8 protein-coding genes are annotated in these 18,509 nt (G+C 74.2%); 4 read left to right on the top strand and 4 right to left on the bottom strand.

The genetic code is table 11. From position 1 onward, the window contains the following. Nucleotide 1 precedes the first annotated feature (1 nt). Complete coding sequence (locus SM450_RS28410; protein WP_474622852.1) at nt 2-847, bottom strand: hypothetical protein; 846 nt, start codon at nt 845-847, stop codon at nt 2-4. A 145-nt stretch (nt 848-992) separates the two neighbouring features. Here SM450_RS28410 and SM450_RS28405 point away from each other — a divergent pair, with 145 nt between their 5' ends. Next, the gene (locus SM450_RS28405; protein WP_474622851.1) at nt 993-2,282 is read left to right on the top strand and encodes an alpha/beta hydrolase; all 1,290 of its coding nucleotides are present in this window, start codon (nt 993-995) and stop codon (nt 2,280-2,282) included. A 16-nt stretch (nt 2,283-2,298) separates the two neighbouring features. Here SM450_RS28405 and abc-f read toward each other — a convergent pair whose 3' ends face one another. Continuing rightward, a complete protein-coding gene (abc-f, locus tag SM450_RS28400) occupies nt 2,299-3,930 on the bottom strand; it encodes a ribosomal protection-like ABC-F family protein (RefSeq protein ID WP_474622850.1) in 1,632 nt (543 codons plus the stop codon). 254 nt (nt 3,931-4,184) lie between these two features. On the opposite strand from abc-f, the gene SM450_RS28395 reads away from it, so the two are divergent. Then, a complete protein-coding gene (locus tag SM450_RS28395; protein WP_474622849.1) occupies nt 4,185-4,625 on the top strand; it encodes an OsmC family protein in 441 nt (146 codons plus the stop codon). Nucleotides 4,626-4,681: 56 nt separating this feature from the next. Here SM450_RS28395 and SM450_RS28390 read toward each other — a convergent pair whose 3' ends face one another. Beyond that, nucleotides 4,682-4,831, bottom strand: coding sequence for a hypothetical protein (locus tag SM450_RS28390; protein WP_474622848.1), 150 nt, complete (start codon nt 4,829-4,831; stop codon nt 4,682-4,684). A 414-nt stretch (nt 4,832-5,245) separates the two neighbouring features. After that, nucleotides 5,246-5,452, bottom strand: coding sequence for a DUF5988 family protein (locus tag SM450_RS28385; protein WP_474622847.1), 207 nt, complete (start codon nt 5,450-5,452; stop codon nt 5,246-5,248). 516 nt (nt 5,453-5,968) lie between these two features. Here SM450_RS28385 and SM450_RS28380 point away from each other — a divergent pair. After that, nucleotides 5,969-8,836 (top strand): helix-turn-helix transcriptional regulator, encoded by a 2,868-nt coding sequence (locus SM450_RS28380; RefSeq protein WP_474622846.1) that lies wholly within the window; start codon nt 5,969-5,971, stop codon nt 8,834-8,836. 209 nt (nt 8,837-9,045) lie between these two features. Beyond that, on the top strand, nt 9,046-18,444 hold the full coding sequence (locus SM450_RS28375; RefSeq protein WP_474622845.1) for a type I polyketide synthase: 9,399 nt from the start codon (nt 9,046-9,048) through the stop codon (nt 18,442-18,444). Nucleotides 18,445-18,509 lie beyond the last annotated feature (65 nt).

The following is an 18,509-nucleotide window of genomic DNA, read 5'->3' as shown; positions in this document are numbered from 1 at the left end:
GCTACCACACCGCCCGGCTGACGGCCCACACCACGGCGAGGGCGGCCACACCGACAAGCGCGGCCCAGAACGCGCACCCCATGCCGTACCTGCGATCGCCGGCCAGTGTGCTCTCGGTCTCCGCGGGCTCCCGGCTGAGCAGGAGGTAACGGCCGGTGCGGGGTAGCGTGAGCGCGGCGACGCCACCGTCCAGGATCGCCGGCTTGCCGATCACGTGTAGCGGCTCTCCGGGGCGGATGACCTGTTCGACCACGCGCACCCGGTCTACCCGTCGCGCCGCGTCCGCCGGGACCAGGCCACGGTCGATGAACTGCTGGAGCCACCGGCCGTGGTGGCGATGGCTCGTGGTCTCCTCGTCGACGACGGTCCGCACCGGCGTGGGACCGGCGTGTGCCACCGGCAGCCGGGTGCTCGCCCACAGCGACAGTCGAGGGTCGGGGCTGGTCGCCTGGAGCAGACCCGCCGACACGGCGGCCGTACCGGTGTCGTCGGCGACCCCGAAGGGATCCCCGCCGGACTGTTCCCAGAGGACGGACGTCTGGGTGAGGCCCGGGTCACCGACGCTGACGGTCGAGTACACCATGGTGTGGAACCACACCGCCTCGACGCCGGACAACGGCGCGACGACCAAACCGTCCCGCCCCGGCCCGGTCCGGCCGTACACGGCGAGCCGCGCGGGCAGTCTCACGCCGGGGCGCAGCGCGGCGCACGGGGAGACCGGGTGCCGGCGCACCCACCGGCGCTGCCGGCCCTCCGACACGGCTAGGGCCAGCAGGACCGGCGCGAGCACCACGAGCGCGAATCCGAGGAACGCCAGGATCACGAGGACGACCGTCAGGAAGGCCACCGGGTCAGGGTAGGCATCGGGGTGGGGGTTGTCCCCCGCCCCGAAGATGGGCGATAACGCCCTTATCCCGGATTCCTGGCGCTCCTAGCGTGAGACCAACGCAGGGCGGCGGTCGGCGCGGCCCTGGTTTCCCGAGGAGCCGTCCGTGAAAGCTCGTACCGCCCTGTGCGCCGCACTGCTCGTCGGCGGCCTCGCGGTCGCCGGCGCGACGCCGTCGTCCGCCGCGCCACCGGCCCGACCACCGGCCGACGGTCCGGCTCGGCTGACGCTGCCGGCGCCGACCGGCCCGTACCCGGTGGGGACGGCCGACCTGCACCTGGTCGACAGGTCCCGGGCCGATCCCTGGACGGCCGGCCCGACCCGCCGCGAGCTGATGGTCAGCCTCTGGTACCCGGCCCGGGAGACCGCCCGCTTCCCGCGGGCGCCCCACATGTCGCCGGGGGCGGCGGCGCACTTCGGCAGCGCCGCCGGCGCCGGCACCCGCCTGTACGACATACCGGCCGGAGCGGTGGACTTCGCCGCCACCCGGACCGAGGGTCACCTCGGCGCGCCGGTGGCGCGGCACCGGCGGCCGTTTCCGGTGGTGCTGTACTCACCGGGCGCCGGTGACCCGCGGACCTGGGAGACCACCGTGGTGCAGGATCTGGCCAGCCGCGGGTACGTGGTGGTGACCGTCGACCACACGTACGAGGCGACCGCTGTGGAGTTCCCGGACGGCCGGGTCGTCGAGGGCGTGTTGGAGCAGAAGTTCCAGGAGGCGCAGGGGCCGGAGGACGTCCAGAAACTGGCGGCCACGGTGTTCGACGTACGGCTCGCCGACACCCGCTTCGTGCTCGACCAGGTGGCGGCGCTGAACGGCGGCGCGAACCCGGACGCGGCGGGCCGGACGCTCCCGGCGGGCGTCGCCGGGGCCCTGGATCTGCGCCGCACCGGCATGTTCGGCGTATCCGCCGGCGGCATGACCGCCCTCCAGGCCATGGACTCCGACCGGCGGATCCGGGCCGCGGCCGACATCGGCGGCAGCGTCGAGTCGCCGATCATCCCGGATCCGCTGGCGCTGTGGCCGGTGGCCCGGCACGGCCTGGACCGGCCGTACCTGCTCGTCGGCGACGCCGGCACCGACCACAGGCAGACGCCGTCCTGGGCGATGCTGTGGGACCACAGTCGGGGCTGGCGCGTCGACCTGCATCTCACCGGCGCCATCGGCGAGGACTCCTACAAGGACACCGTGCCGTTGCTCCCGCAGATCGCCCGGCAGCTCGGCCTCCCCGACAGCTTCGTCACCGATGCCCTCGGCGACATCGACCTCACCCGCGCGGTCGGCACCGAGCGGACCGTCGTCACCGCCTTCTTCGACAGGTGGCTGCGGGGCCGCGACGGTCAGGTGCTCGACGGCCCCTCCCCCTGCCTGCCCGACGTCACCTTCGTCCCCTGACGCGCGGGCGGCCGGCTCACCGAGGCCCTCCGGTCTCGGTGAGCCGGCCGCCGGCCAGCCGGAGCCAGCGACTCACCGTGATCTCGGCCAGGAAACGTTCGTCGTGGCTGACCACGACGAACGCCCCCCGGTACGACAGGAGCGCGCTCTCCAACTGGGCCACGCTCACCAGGTCCAGGTTGTTCGTGGGCTCGTCGAGCAGCAGCAACTGCGGCGCCGGCGAGGCGAACAGGACACACGCGAGCGTGGCGCGCAGCAGTTCGCCGCCGGAGAGCACGCCGACCGGCAGGTGGACGCGGGCGCCCCGGAACAGGAAGCGGGCCAGCAGGTTCGACCGCTCCGCCTCGGTCCGCGACGACGCGAAGGCGGCGAGGTTCTCGGCGACCGTGCGGTCCGGGTCGAGCAGGTCGAGGCGCTGCGACAGGTACGCCACCCGCCCCCGCGCCCGCGTGACGGTGCCGGCGACCGGTTCCTGGTCGCCGGCGATCAGCCGCAGCAGCGTGGACTTCCCCGCGCCGTTCCCGCCGACGAGGGCGATCCGCTCGGGTCCACGGATGTCCAGGTCGACGCCGTCGTCATGGAAGACCGGCCGCCCGTCGTACGCGGCCCGCATGCCCTCGCCGTGGAAGACGGTGCGGCCGGCGGGCACCGTCGTGTCGGGCAGGTCCAGGGCGATGTGGTCGTCCCGCCGGGCGGCGCCGCTCGCCTGGTCCAGCCGGGCCTGGGCGTCGCGGACGCGGGAGCCGTGCACGTCGGCGGTCCGGGCCGCCGACACCTGCGCGTCGCGCTTGAGGCCGCCGGCGACGATCCGGGCCAGCCCCGCGTCGGCCAGGTTGCGCGAGGCCGTGGAGGCGCGCCGGGCCGCCCGCTCACGGGCCTGCTGAAGCTCGCGTTTCTGCCGCTTCACGTCCTGCTCGGCCTGCCGCACCTGCCGCTCGGCGACCTCCCGTTCGGCCTGCGCCGCCTGCTCGTACTCGGTGTGGTTGCCGCCGTACCAGCGGATCTCGCCGTGCTCCAGGACGGCGATGCGGTCCATCTCGTCCAACAGGGCCCGGTCGTGACTGACCACGAGCAGGCACCCGGCCCAGGAGCGGAGCACGGCGGTCAGCCGTCCCCGCGCCTCCCGGTCGAGGTTGTTCGTCGGCTCGTCCAGCAGCAGCACGTCGGGCCGCTTGAGCAGTTGGGCGGCGAGCCCGAGACTGACCACCTGACCGCCGCTGAGGGTGCCGAGCCGCCGGTCCAGCGCCACGTCGGCAAGCCCGAGGCGGTCGAGTTCGGCGCGGGTGCGTTCCTCCACGTCCCAGTCGTCGCCGATGGTGGCGAAGTGCTCCTCGGCGGCGTCGCCGGCCTCGATGGCGTGCAGCGCGGCGACGACGCGGTCGACCCCGAGCACCTCGGCGACGGTCTGCCGCCGGGCGTAGGGCAGGTGCTGCGGCAGGTAGCCCAGCACCCCGTCGACGGTGACGCTGCCGCCGGTGGGGCGGAGTTCGCCGGCGATGAGCCGCAGCAGCGTGGACTTGCCGGCGCCGTTCGCCGCGACCAGGCCGGTGCGCCCGTCGGGCACGGAGAACGAGAGGCCCTCGAAGACCGGGGTGTCATCCGGCCAGGAGAAGGACAGGGCGGAGCTGACGACATGACTGTCGGACATGGGAACCTCGGAAGACAGGTGATCCGGGCGCGGACGCGCGGCCCGGCGTGGGCAGGGCATGACGACACGGGCGACGCGACGGCGCGGGTCGTGCTCCGTCGGTCACCGCTCCGGGGCTCTCACCCGGAGATGTCGTCGTCACCTGCCACCGTCTGCTCCTGTCCTGGGCGACTCGGGCCAGGATAGCCGATCGACCGGGCGGACCGGCCCGTTCCGGTGGGTGACGGTCGGCCGGCCTCGGTAGGTTCGCGGTCATGAGTGACGACAGCTTCCGCTCGGTGCGGATCGAGCGCACCGGCCTGGCCACCTACACGGCACGGAACGCCCGCGGCGGAACGATCTCCATGGGCTCGGGACAGGACGACAGCTTCACGCCCGTGGAACTGCTGCTGGCCGCCCTCGGCGGGTGCACCGCCGTCGACGTCGACCACGTCACCAGCCGGCGCGCCGAGCCGACCCACTTCGCCGTCGAGGTCACCGGCGACAAGATCCGGGACGAGGCGGGCGGCAACCGGATGCGGAACCTCCGGGTGGAGTTCACCGTGACCTTCCCGGCCGGACCGGACGGTGACCGGGCACGTGAGGCGCTCCCCCGGTCGCTGCGGCAGTCGCACGACCGGCTCTGCACCGTCTCCCGCACGGTCCAGCTCGGCACGCCCGTCACGATCGTCGACACCGCCGCTGCGGTGGACTGAGGTCACCCGGCACGCGGGGTGGGGCGTGAGCCGTGCCGAGGCTCACGCCCCGTCCGTTATCCGGTCCGCTCGATCACGCCGGTGAGGTTCACGCCACCGGTCGTGACGGTGAGCGTCGCCTTCCACGCCGACGTGGTCGCGGCCACGCCCGCCGCCACCGTGGCGAGCGTCGCCGCCGCTGTCCGGCGCCGCGTCGATGGGTCCATCATCGCCCTCCCCCGGGGTTGGTAGATGACCATCAGCATCGTGGCCGTCGACGCTGCGTGCGGGCCCCTGCGGCCTCCCGTAACGGAGCCGTAAGAACGGGTGGGAGAAGGATCAGTGACGCAATCGTGATGGCAACCCGGTTCACGATGCGGCTCGCGCCGACGCCATCGGCCGAGAATAACGCCCCGACGCGGACGGTCCGTCCGCCCGCCCCCGGAATCAGGGCCCTGAACTGCGGTTTCGCGGCCGAGGCGAACGTGTCGCATCGACGCACCCCTTTTGTCACCGAAAACGGCCGACCCACGCTTTCCATTTCTGGCGGGAGGAATGGAACGTGCCCGGAAAAGGACGGAGAGGTGCCGGCGGTCGCCGTGGCGTCCCGGATTCGCGGGCGGGCGCGCCCCGCGCGGCGGCTACTCGGCGATCCGGGTGCGGGTGGTCCAGCGGAAGACGACGGCGTGACCGTCGGTGGTGTGTTCGCCGGTGGGCTCGAAGTGCTCGTACCCGCCGAGGTGTTCGATCTTGACCTTTTCCGGGCTGGCGTCGAGCCGGAGCGTGCGCCGATCGGACCCGAGGTCCCGCGGACCGCCCGTGAGCAGGATCTGAACGCTGTCGGACACGATCACACCTCCGTCGGAGACGGCGACGACCGGGACCGGTCGCCGCCGTCTCCGACGGTAGGTGGGGCGGGCGGACTCCTCAGCCCCTGAGATCCCCCTAGGCGACCGGACCGGTAGGGGTGCGTAGGGGCTCGAAGTGATTTCGCGGAAATTCGACCGCCGGCCATCGGAGAACGTCCGCGCCGCAACCATTTTGGAATAGCCCCTCCTCATTCTCAATCGCGCCCCGACCAAGAGTCACTATGTAGCCATTTAGCGCTCTTATCATGTCTGGGGTGATGCAACCGACTCCATCGGTTTGCTCCGCTCTGGGCCGATGCGGCACGGTCTACCCTGCGCCGCCCGGTCCGAAAAGATGACCGCCCAGTAACCAAGACGCTGTCGCCAAAATGACATGCGGCATCTGCGGGAAAAGGGCGCTCCCGACACCGGGAATGTCGCCGGCCCATTGCCATCAATATGAGCCGATGCATATATTGACGCAGGCGTGGGCGTTATGGCTACGGGGAGGCAGCCATGAACCAGTCGACGGGGGAGCTGATCGAAAGGGATGAGCACTTAGACGTACTGCAGGACCTGCTGTCCGCCGCCCTCCAGGGGCGTGGCCAGGCGATCGTGCTCAGCGGCGCCTCCGGCAGCGGCAAGACCGTCCTGCTGAACCGGCTCGCCCACCTCGCCGTCGAGGCCGGCGCCGAGGTGGTCGCCGCGGTGGCCTCGCGCACCGAGCAGTCACTGCCGCTGGGCGTGATCGGGCAGTTGGCGCACGGCGCCGGGCTGGTGACCGGGCCGGACTCGGCGATCGCGGGGCTCCTCGACGAGGCCATGTCCGGTCGTTGGGACAGCTCCTCGACGGAGCAGATCCGCGAGCAGCCGTCGGCCCGGATCCTGCACTCGCTGTGCATGGCCCTGCTGCGCCGGGCCGCCGACCAGCCGCTCGTGGTCTACGTCGACGACGTGCACCATGCCGACCCGTCGTCCCTGGAGTGCCTGTCCTACCTGATGCGCCGGGTCCGCAACGCCCGGATGCTCGTGGTCCTGGCGGTGATCCCGCAGTTGGCGCCGGCCCATCCGATGCAGTACGCGGAACTGCTGCACAGCTCCTCCCCGGTCCCGCTGTCCCTGCGCCCGCTGACCCGGCAGGGCATCGGTCAGGTGCTGGCCCGGCTCCCGCAGCCGGCCGACCGCGCCCTGACCGCGCAGTACCACGCCATCACCGGCGGCAACCCGAGGTTGGCCACCGCGCTCGTGGGCGACTCGCTGCGGCGCGTCGACCACGGCGCGGACGGCACCCGCACGGTCGTCGGGGAGACGTTCCTCGAGGCCGTACGCACCTGCCTCTACCGCAGCGAGCCGCCGGCCCTGCCGGTCGCCCGCGCGCTGGCCGTGGCCGGCGTGCCGACCGAGCCCGCGGTGCTGGCCCGGCTGCTGAGCGTCAACGAGGAGATGGTCAGGTGCGCGCTGTTGACGCTGCGCCGGGTCGGCCTGCTCTCCGACGGCGCCTTCCGGGATCCGCGGATCCGCACCGCCGTGCTCGCCGGCATGCTGCCCGACGAGCGGATGGACCTGCACCGGCGGCTGGCAAGCGTCAGCCACGCGGCCGGCGAGCCCGCCACCGTCGTGGCCCGCCATCTCGTCGACGCCGACCGGGTCGACGGGGCCTGGGTGGCGCCGACCCTGCACGAGGCCGCCGACCAGGCCCTGGCCGACGGGCGGGTCGAGGACGCGATCAGCTTCCTGGACTCGGCCTGCACGGCCGGCGTCGACGAACGCCAGCGGGCCGAGGCCACCTCGGCGCTGACCCGGATCGAGTGGCAGACCAACCCCGCCGACGCCGCCCGCCGGCTGCCCGAACTGGTCGCGGCCGTGCGGGCCGGCGTGCTCGTACGCCGGCAGGCGGTCGCCCTGGTGGCGTACCTGCTCTGGCACGCCCACATCGACGACGCGGTGGAGGTGATCACCGTGCTCACCGCGACCGACCAGATGGAACCGGAGTTCGCCGCCAGCCTGAGCGTGCCCCTGCTGCTGCTCGCCTACCTCTTCCCCGACCACCTGGACCGGGTCCGCGGGCCCTGGGAGAATCTCGCCGCCCGTGGCCTGGTGCCACCGCCGTGCCGGCCGTTGCAGGCGGCGGCGGAGCTGACCGCGCTTGCCGCCCGCAGCCCGCACGGCGACGCGGTGGCCGCCGCCGAGCAGGTCGTGCAGAACACCCGGGTCGACCACGAGGCGCTCGGCCCGATCTCGATCGCGCTGCTGGCGACGATCTTCACCGACCGGATCGGCGCCACCGGTTCCTCGCACTACCCGGTGCTGCACCGTGCCGCCGACCGCCGGACGCCGACCACGCAGGCGCTTGTCTCCGCGATCCTCGCCGAGGGCACCCTGGGCCGCGGCGACCTGGCGGCGACCGAGGAGCACGCCCGGCGCGGCCTCGACCTGATCCCGGCGAAGGGCTGGGGGGTGGCCGTCGGCGCGCTGCTGTCCAACATGGTGCTGGCCACCACCATCTCCGGCGCCTACGACGAGGCCGAGGAGTGGCTGTCCATCCCGGTCCCGGCGGCCATGTTCGACACCCCGTTCGGCCTCAAGTACCTGCACGCGCGAGGCACCTACTACCTGCGGACCAACTGCGTGCGGGCCGCGCTCATCGACTTCCAGGCCTGCGGCCGGATGATGATCGCCTGGGAGCTCGACCTGCCGGAGCTCGTGCCGTGGCGCACCGAGCTGGCCCGGGCGCACCTCGCCCTCGGCCGCATCCAGCAGGGCCGCGAACTGGCCCGTGACCAGCTCAGCCGGCTGCCGCAGCACAACGTCCGGGAACGCGGGTCCGCGCTCTGGGTGCTGGCCATGGCCAGCGATCCGGCCGACCGGCTCACCCTGCTCCAGGAGGCGGCCGGTCTGCTGCGGGCCAGCGACGACGAGTTGTCCACCGCGTGCGCCACCGCCGATCTGGGTGACGCCCTGCACCGGGCCGGCGACGCCGACGCGGCGCGGGCGACCTGGCAGGCGGCCCGCCGGCTGGCCCGGCGCAGCGGCGCCGAACCGTTGCTGGACCGGCTCCGGGCGGTCCTCGGCCCGGACGATCCGGACGAGCCCGCCGAGCCGGACGCGCTCGGCGGCACCTGCCCGGACCTCGCCGCGGCGGTCGCGGTCGACGGGCTGACCGACGCCGAGCGACGGGTGGCCGCGCTCGCCGCCGTCGGGCACACGAACCGGGCGATCGCCACCAAGCTCTACGTCACGGTCAGCACCGTCGAGCAGCACCTGACCCGGGTCTACCGGAAGCTCCAGGTGAGCCGGCGCACCGACCTGCCGACCGGGCTCATCGACGAGCCCGCCGAAGACGGTGCGCGCTCCCCCGACGGCAGCCAGGTCAGCGTGGCCTGAACCGGCCGGCCGGACCCCGACACCGCGCGCGGGGCGGCACCCGGCGGGTGCCGTCGCGCGCGTCTCCGCGTACCCCGAGCCGTGGCTTTTGATCGTGGTCCGGGCACCGCTTTAGGCGGCGGCAAGGGCCGGTCAAGCCCCGGAGCCGAGGCTGAGAAGCCGGCGCGAGACGTCGCGTCGGCCGGCGTGCAACGGGAGGGGCCGACACGATGACCGATGCGGACAGGCAGCCGACCGACGAACCGATCGCGGTGATCGGCATGGCCTGCCGCCTGCCGCAGGCCCCCGACCCGGACGCGTTCTGGCGCCTGCTGGCCACCGGCGGCGACGCCGTGACCGACGCGCCCACGGACCGCTGGCCCGCCGAACGGCTCGCCACCGCGGAGCCCGGCGCGCGCCGCGGCGGCTACCTCAGCGGCGTCGGCGGCTTCGACGCGGGCTTCTTCGGCGTCGGGCCGCGCGAGGCGCTGGCGATGGACCCGCAGCAGCGGCTGACGCTGGAGCTGGCCTGGGAGGCCCTGGAGGACGCCGGGATCGTCCCCGGCGACCTGCGGAACAGCGCCACCGGAGTGTTCGTGGGCGCCACCTGGGACGACTACGCGACGCTCACCGCCGCGCCGGACGCCTCCCCCTACACCATGACCGGCGTGAACCGGGCGATCATCGCCAACCGGGTCTCCTACACGCTCGGCCTGCTCGGTCCCAGCCTGACTGTCGACGCCGCCCAGGCCTCGTCGCTCGTCGCCGTGCAGTTGGCCGCGGCCAGCCTGCGGCGCGGCGAGTCGACGACGGCGCTGGCCGGCGGCGTCAACCTGATCCTGACGCCGGAGAGCACGCTGCGGGCCGCGGCGTTCGGCGGGCTCTCCCCCGACGGGCGGTGCCACACCTTCGACGCCCGGGCCAACGGGTTCGTCCGCGGCGAGGGCGGCGCCGTCGTCGTGCTGAAGCCGCTCGCCGCCGCGGTGGCCGACGGCGACCACATCGTCTGCGTGCTGCTCGGCGGGGCGACGAACAACGACGGCGGCACCGACGGGCTGACCGTGCCCAGCCGGCACGCCCAGGCCGACGTCATCGCCGACGCCGTCGCCCGCTCCGGGCTCGCCGCCACCGACGTGCAGTACGTGGAACTGCACGGCACCGGCACCCGGGTCGGCGACCCGATCGAGGCAGGCGCCCTCGGCGACGCGCTCGGCGCCGCCCGGCCGGCGGGCGACCCGCTCGTGGTCGGCTCGGCGAAGACGAACGTCGGCCACCTGGAGGGCGCCGCCGGCATCACCGGCCTGCTCAAGGTGGCGCTGAGCATCCGCCACCGGGAACTGCCCCCGAACCTGCACTTCCGCACCGCCAACCCGGATGTCCGGCTCGACGAGGCCGGCCTGGCCGTCCGGACCACGCACGGTCCGTGGCCGCACCCGGAGCGGCGGCTGGTCGCCGGCGTGAGCGCCTTCGGCATGGGCGGCACCAACTGCCACCTGGTGGTCGCCGAACCGCCCCGCGCCGCGCCACCCGCCGCCGAGACCGCCGAGCCCCGCATCGCCACCGCCCTGACGCCGTGGGTCGTCTCCGGGCAGTCCGGCGCCGCCCTGCGGGCCCAGGCCGGCAGGCTGCGCGCCTGGGCCGACCGACACCCGGATCTCGCCCCCGGCGACGTCGGCCGGGCGCTCGTCACCTCGCGCAGCGCGTTCACCCACCGCGCGGTCCTGATCGCCGAGGATCTGCCGGGCCTCACCGCACGGCTGGACGCGCTTGCCGCCGGCGAGGACGCCGAGGGCCTGGTGCAGGGAGCCGCCGCCCCGGGCGAGGTCGCCTTCGTCTTCCCCGGGCAGGGCTCGCAGTGGCCGCTGATGGCCCGGGAACTGCTCGACACCTCCACGGTGTTCCGCGAGCAGATCGCCGCGTGCGCCGCCGCCCTGGCACCGTACGTGGACTGGCGACTTGTGGACGTGCTGCGCGGCCACCCGGACGCGCCGCCGCTGACCCGGGTCGACGTGGTCCAGCCCACGCTGTTCGCGATGATGGTCTCGCTGGCCCGGCTCTGGGAGTCGTTCGGGGTACGCCCCGCCGCCGTCGTCGGCCACTCGCAGGGCGAGATCGCCGCCGCGCACATCGCCGGGGCGCTCTCGCTCGCCGACGCGGCGAAGGTGGTGGCGCTGCGCGCCCGCGCCCTGGCCACGATCGCCGGCACCGGCGGCATGGCGTCGATCCCGCTGTCCCCGGCCGAGGTCACGTCCCGGATCGCGCCGTGGGGCGACCGTCTCACCATCGCCGCCGAGAACGGTCCGTCGGCCACCGTCGTCGCCGGCGACAGCGCGGCGGTGGACGCCCTGGTGGAGAGCGCCCAGGCCGAGGAGATCCGGGCCCGCCGGGTGCCTGTCGACTACGCCTCGCACTCGCCGCACGTCGAGCCGGTCCGCGAGCAACTGCTGCGCGACCTCGCCGGGGTGACACCTGTGTCGTCGCCGATCGCGTTCTACTCGACGGTGACCGGCGGGGTCCTCGACACCGCCGGCCTCGACGCCGACTACTGGTACGAGAACCTACGCCGGCCGGTCCGGCTGGAACCGGCGGTCCGCGCGCTCGCCGCCGCCGGGCACCGGGTGTTCGTGGAGTGCAGCCCGCACCCGGTCCTGCTCGCCGGCGTGCAGGAGACCGTCGCCGGCCTGGCCGGCGAGGACGGGGACGACGCCGAGCCGCTTGTGGTGGGCTCGCTGCGCCGCGACCACGGCGCCTGGCAGCGGCTCCTGGACGCGCTGGCGCAGGCGTACACCCGCGGGGCCGACGTCGACTGGCGGGCGTTCTTCGCCGACCGCCAGGGGATTCCGGTGCCGCTGCCGACGTACGCGTTCCAGCGTCGCGACTACTGGCCCTCGGTGTCGGCCGCGCCCGGTCCGGTGCCCCCGGCCGGCTCGCCCGAGCCGGTGCCCCCGGCCGGCTCGCCGGAACCGGTGGCCGACGGGTGGGCGGACCGGATCCGGGCGCTGCCGCCGGCCGACCGGGACCGCCGGCTGCGCGAGCTGGTCCGGCGCACCGTGGCCCTCGTGCTCGGGCACAGCGCGCCGGAGGAGGTCGACCTCGGTCGGGCGTTCAAGGACCTCGGGTTCGAGTCGGCCGCCGCGGTGGAGCTGCGCGACCGGCTGGCCCGGATCACCGGGCTGCGGCTGCCCAGCAGCCTGCTCTTCGACCATCCGACCCCGGCGGCGGTGGTCCGCCACCTGCGGGCGCGCGCGCTCGGCGAGAGCGACGCCCCGGCCGGCGACCTCGCGACACGCGCCGCCGACGACGCCGACCCGATCGTCATCGTGGGCATGGCCTGCCGGTTCCCGGGCGGCGCGGCGTCACCTGAGGCACTCTGGCGCCTCGTCTCGACCGGCGCGGAGGCGATCGGCGACTTCCCCACCGGGCGCGGCTGGGGCGACATCCACGACCCGGACCCGGGGGCGCACGGCAAGACGTACGTCCGGGAGGGCGGTTTCCTCTACGACGCGGACCGGTTCGACGCGGAGTTCTTCGGGATCAGCCCGCGGGAGGCGCTTGCCATCGACCCGCAGCAGCGGCTGCTGCTGGAGACCTCGTGGGAGGCGCTGGAACGAGCAGGCATCGATCCGGCGTCGGTGCACGGCAGCCGCACGGGTGTGTTCGCCGGCTGCATGGCCTCCGGTTACGGGCCACAGCTGCACGAGGCGCCGGAGCAGCTCGGCGGCTACCTGCTGACCGGCAGCTCGGGCAGCGTCGCGTCGGGCCGGATCGCCTACACGTTCGGCCTGGAGGGCCCGGCGGTCACGGTCGACACGGCCTGCTCGTCGTCGCTCGTCGCCATGCATCTGGCCGGTCAGGCGTTGCGCTCCGGCGAGTGCGATCTGGCCTTGGCCGGCGGCGCGACGGTCATGGCCGGGCCGGGCATGTTCATCGAGTTCAGCCGGCAACGCGGCCTGGCCCCGGACGGGCGGTGCAAGTCCTTCGCCGCGGCGGCCGACGGGACCGCCTGGGCCGAGGGCGCAGCCATGCTCCTGCTCGAACGGCTCTCCGACGCCCGCCGCAACAACCACCCGATCCTCGCCGTCATCCGTGGGTCGGCGGTCAACCAGGACGGGGCGAGCAACGGCCTCACCGCACCGAACGGGCCGTCCCAGCAGCGGGTCATCCGCCAGGCCCTCGCCAACGCCCGCCTATCCCCCGCCGAGGTGGACGCCGTCGAAGCCCACGGCACCGGCACCACCCTCGGCGACCCGATCGAGGCCCAGGCGCTGCTCGCCACCTACGGCCAGGACCGACCCGCCGACCAGCCACTGTGGCTCGGCTCCATCAAGTCCAACATCGGCCACACCCAGGCCGCCGCCGGCACCGCCGGAATCATCAAAATGATCCTCGCCATGCGGCACGACGAACTGCCGCAGACCCTGCACGTCAACGAACCATCCCCGCACATCGACTGGAACGCCGGAAACGTCACCCTCCTCACCCACCCCCAACCCTGGACCCCCAACGGCCACCCCCGCCGCGCCGGCGTGTCCTCATTCGGCATCAGCGGCACCAACGCCCACGTCATCATCGAAGAGCCGCCGGCCGAGGAGGAGCCCGAGCCGGTGGGCACGCCGGTGCCGTGGCTGCTGTCCGGCCGCACCCCCGAGGCGCTACGCGAGTACGCCGCACGGTTGCGCGACCACGTCGACGGCAGGGCGGACGCGGACGTCGCCCACACTCTGGCCCGCCGCGCCCAGCACGGCCACCGCGCCGTCATCCTCGACAACCACCACGAGGCACTGGCCGCCCTGGCCGCCGACACCCCGCACCCGTCCCTCGTGCGCGGCGTCACCCGCCCGACGGGGAAGATCGCGTTCCTGTGCACCGGGCAGGGCAGCCAACACCCCGAGATGGCCCACCGCGACGAACCGATCTTCCTCGACGCGTTCGACGCCGTCTGCGCCGAGTTGGACAAGCACCTCGACCGGCCCCTGCGTGAAGCCATGGTCGACGCGGTCCACGAAACCCGCTACACCCAACCCGCCCTCTTCGCCACACACGTGGCAATGCACGCCCTCGTCACCAGTTGGGGCATCACCCCCGACTACCTCACCGGCCACTCCATCGGCGAACTCTCCGCCGCCCACCTCGCCGGCGTGCTGAGCCTCCCCGACGCCGCGCTCCTCGTCACCGCCCGAGGACGACTGATGCAGGCGGCGACACCCGGCGGCGCCATGATCGCCATCGAAGCCACCGAGGACGAGCTGACCCCCATGCTCGACCCGGAGAAGGTCTCCATCGCCGGACTCAACTCACCCACCAGCACCGTCATCTCCGGCGACACCCAAGCCGTCACCGACATCGCCGTGCACTGGGCCGGACTCGGACGGCGCACCAAGAAGCTCACCACCTCACACGCCTTCCACTCCCCCCACATGGACCCGATCCTCGACGAATTCCAGACCATCGCTCAGACCGTCACCTACCACCCCGCGACGATCCCCGTCATCTCCAACCGGACCGGAGACATTGCCCTACCCTTCGACGCCGCCTACTGGACCCGACACATCCGCGACGCCGTCCGCTACCACGACACGGTGTCCACCCTGGATGCCGCAGGCACCACGACCTACGTCGAGCTCGGACCCGACAACACCCTCAGCGCCCTCACCCACGCCTGCCTCCCCCACGACCACACCCACACCATCACCAGCACCCACCTCGGCCAGCACGCCCAAGCGGTGCTGCACGCGGCGGGCCGCGACACCACCTGGACCACCACCACACCCGCCGGCCGGCTCATCGACCTGCCGACCTACCCGTTCGAGCACCGGGGCTACTGGCTGAACCAGCCGGAGACCACCGACCCGGCCGGGCTCGGCCTCACCGTCAGCGAGCACCCGATCCTGGTCGCCTCCACCGACCTGCCCGACGGGGGTCAACTGCTCACCGGACGGGTGTCCCTGGGAACCCACCCGTGGCTTGCCGACCACGCCATCCACGACGCCGTCCTGCTGCCCGCGACCGCGTTCGCCGACCTCGCTCTGCACGCCGCCGACCAGGCCGGCGGCGGCCACGTCGACGAACTCACGCTGCACGCGCCGCTGCGGCTGCCGACGCCGGGCGCCGCCGGCCTCCAGGTGCACGTGGCGCCGGCGGACAGCGACGGACGCATGGCATTCACCGTCCGGGCGCGGATCGGGGACGGGCCGTGGGTGCGGCACGTCACCGGCACCCTGCTGACCGCTGCCGGCGTCGCCGCGCCCGCCGACGCGACCGGGGCCCCGTGGCCGCCCGCCGGCGCCACCCCGGTCAGCCTGGACGACCTCTATCCCGCGTTGGCCGCCCGCGGCTACCACTACGGTCCCGCCTTCCGTGGGCTGACCGCGATGTGGCGGCGCGGCGACGACCTCTTCGCCGAGGTGCGGCTGCCGGAGTCGGAACGGGCCGCCGCCGGACGGTTCCCGGTGCACCCGGCGCTGTTCGACGCGGCGCTGCACGCCGTCCTGGCCACCCCCGACGCGGACGCCGACCCGGACGGTGGCGGGGAACTGCTGCTGCCGTTCGCCGTGACCGGACTGCACTGGCACGCCGGCGGCGCGACCGCCCTGCGGGTCGGGCTGAGGCCGGCCGGGACGCACGCGTACGCGCTGACCGCCACCGACCACAGCGGCCAGCCGGTCTTCGACGTCGAGTCCCTCGCGCTGCGCCCGGTCCCCCGGCACCGGCTCACCGAGGCGGCGGAGGACCGGGACGGCCTCTACCGGCTCGGCTGGCTGCCCGCCGGCCCGGCCTCGCCCGGCGCCCCCGACGCGCCGTGGGCCGTCCTCGGCGACGACGCCGAACTGTTCGGCGCGCTCGCCGACAGCGGCGTGGCCGTCCGCGACTACCGGGACCTGGGCACGCTCGCCGCGGCGGTACGCACCGGGAGCCCGCTGTCCACGGTGGTGCTGTGCGCCAGCCCGCCGGACGTGCCGGGCGAGGACCCGGTCGAGGGCGCGCACCGGCACACCGCCGAGACCCTGGCCCTGTTGCAGGGCTGGCTGGACAACCACGCCTTCGGTGGGTCACGGCTTGTCGTCCTCACCCGCAACGCGGTGTCCGTGGAGGGCGCCGACACGTCGCCGGACCTCGGGACCGCGCCGATCTGGGGGCTGATCCGCGCCGCCCAGGTCGAGCACCCCGGCCGGTTCACGCTCCTGGACGTCGACGGGCGGCCGGAGTCGTACCGCATGCTGGTCCCGGCGGTGAGCAGCGACGAACCGCAGGTGGCGGTCCGGGAGGGAGCGGTGCTGGTCCCCCGGCTGGCCCGGGTGACGCCGCAGACCGCGCTCGCCGCCGCCACCGGCGACCGCGGCTGGCGGGTGGACGTGCACGAGCGCGGCTCGCTTGAGGGCCTGGCCCTGGTCCCCAACCCGGACGCGGACCGGCCGCTCCGTGCCGGCGAGGTGCGGATCGCGGTCCGCGCGGCCGGGCTGAACTTCCGGGACGTGGCGCTCGCCCTGGGCATGATTCCCGAGCACACGGTGCTGGGGCTGGAAGGCGCCGGCGTGGTGCTCGACACCGGGCCGGGCGTCACCCGGTTCGTGCCCGGCGACCGGGTGCTGGGGCTGCTCACCGGCGCGTTCGCACCGATCGCGGTCACCGACGAGCACACCCTCGCGCCGATGCCGGCCGGCTGGACGTACGCGCGGGCGGCCACCGTGCCCGTGGTGTTCCTGACCGCCTGGTACGGGCTCGTCGAGCTGGCCGGGCTGCGCCGGGGCGAGCGGGTGCTTGTGCACGCGGCGGCCGGCGGCGTCGGCATGGCCGCAGTGCAGTTGGCCCGACACCTCGGCGCGGACGTGTACGGCACCGCCAGCCCCGGCAAGTGGGAGACGCTGCACGAGCTGGGGATCCCGGAGTCCGCGATCGCCTCCTCACGCAGCCTCGACTTCGCCGACCGGATCCTCGCCGCCACCGACAGCGCCGGGGTCGACGTGGTCCTCGACTGCCTGGCCCACGAGTTCGTCGACGCCTCGCTGCGCCTGCTGCCGCGCGGCGGCCGGTTCATCGAGTTGGGCAAGACCGACATCCGCGATCCGGAAGTGGTCGCCGCCGCGCATCCCGGCGTCGCCTACCGCGCCTTCGACCTGCTGGCGCTGCCCCCGGAGCGGATCGGGGCGATGCTGGACCGGCTGATGCCGTTGTTCGCCGACGACACCCTTCGACCGCTGCCGGCGACCGGCTGGGACGTCCGGCAGGCGCCCGAGGCGTTCCGTTTCCTGGCCCAGGCCCGGCACGTCGGCAAGCTGGTGTTGACCGTGCCCCGGCCGCTCGACCCGGACGGCACCGTGCTCGTCACGGGTGGGACCGGGGGTGTGGGCGCGCTTGTGGCCCGGCACCTGGTGGCCCGGCACGGGATCCGGCGGCTGATGCTCGCCAGCCGGCGCGGCGGCGCCGCGGACGGCGCCGGCGACCTGGTCACCGAGCTGACCGCGCTCGGCGCGGAGGTGTCGGTGACCGCCGTCGACCTCGCCGAGCCGGCCGCCGTCCGGGCGCTGCTGGCCGCCGTGCCGGCGGCGCACCCGCTGACCGCCGTGATCCACGCCGCCGGCGTGGTCGCGGACGGCACCGTCGAACGGCTGGACGCCGACGCCGTCACGGCCACGCTGCGCCCCAAGGCGGACGCGGCCTGGCTGCTGCACGAGCTGACCCGCGACGCCGACCTGGCAGAATTCGTGCTCTTCTCCTCGGTGGTCGGCACGTTCGGCAACGCCGGGCAGGCCAACTACGCCGCCGCGAACGCCTTCCTGGACGCGCTCGCCACCCACCGGCAGGCGGCCGGGCTCCCGGCCACGTCGCTGGCCTGGGGCCTCTGGGCGGGCCGGGGCATGGCTGACCGGCTGGACGAGGCCGACCTGCTGCGGATGGCCCGCAACGGCATCACCGCGCTCACCGAGGAGGAGGGGCTGGCGCTGTTCGACGCGGCCCGGGAGACGAGCCTGCCGATGGTGGTGCCCACCCGGTTGGACGTGTCCGCGTTGCGGGTCCGCCCCGACTCGGTGCCGCCGATCCTGCGGGGCATCGTCCGCCCGGCGGCCCGGCGGGCGGCCGAGCCCACCACGGCCGACGAGCCACCGGCGTCCGCCTGGGCGCGCCGGCTGGCCGGGCTGTCCCTCGCCCAACGGCACAGCGTCCTGCTCGACCTGGTCCGCACCGAGGCCGCGACGGTCCTCGGGCACGCGGGCGCGGGCGCGGTCGACGGCGACCGGTCGTTCAAGGAGGCCGGGTTCGACTCGCTCTCCGCCGTGGAGCTGCGCAACCGGCTCGGCACCGCGGTCGGGCTGCGGTTGCCCTCGACCCTCACCTTCGACCGGCCCACCCCGGCCGCCGTCGCCGAGCTGCTGCTGACCGAGCTGGCCGGGGAGGACGTGCCACCGCCGGCCCTGGCCGACCTGGACCGGTTGGAGGCCGCCGTCCGCCAGTCACCGCCGGACGAGCGCCTGCGGGAGGTGCTCGTCAGCCGCGTCGAGGACCTGCTGTTCGCGCTGCGCGGGGACGGGGACCCGGACCGCGACCTGGCCACGGCCGTGCACGAGCGGATCGATTCGGCCACCGACGACGAGATCTTCGACTTCATCGACAACGAGCTCGACGCGATCTGAGCCGCCGCCCGCCTGGAAGATATCGAGGTTGTTCGTGAACGAGGGAAAGCTTCGCGATTATCTGA

The sequence above is a fragment of the Micromonospora marincola genome, from assembly GCF_056150385.1.
This window is presented reverse-complemented; position numbering and strand designations above follow the sequence as displayed.

Coding starts and splice junctions, on each gene's coding strand:
- abc-f (WP_474622850.1), bottom strand. CDS start 3,930: ATGTCCGACAGTCATGTCGTCAGCTCCGCCCTGTCCTTCTCCTGGCCG.
- SM450_RS28395 (WP_474622849.1), top strand. CDS start 4,185: ATGAGTGACGACAGCTTCCGCTCGGTGCGGATCGAGCGCACCGGCCTG.
- SM450_RS28390 (WP_474622848.1), bottom strand. CDS start 4,831: ATGGACCCATCGACGCGGCGCCGGACAGCGGCGGCGACGCTCGCCACG.
- SM450_RS28380 (WP_474622846.1), top strand. CDS start 5,969: ATGAACCAGTCGACGGGGGAGCTGATCGAAAGGGATGAGCACTTAGAC.
- SM450_RS28375 (WP_474622845.1), top strand. CDS start 9,046: ATGACCGATGCGGACAGGCAGCCGACCGACGAACCGATCGCGGTGATC.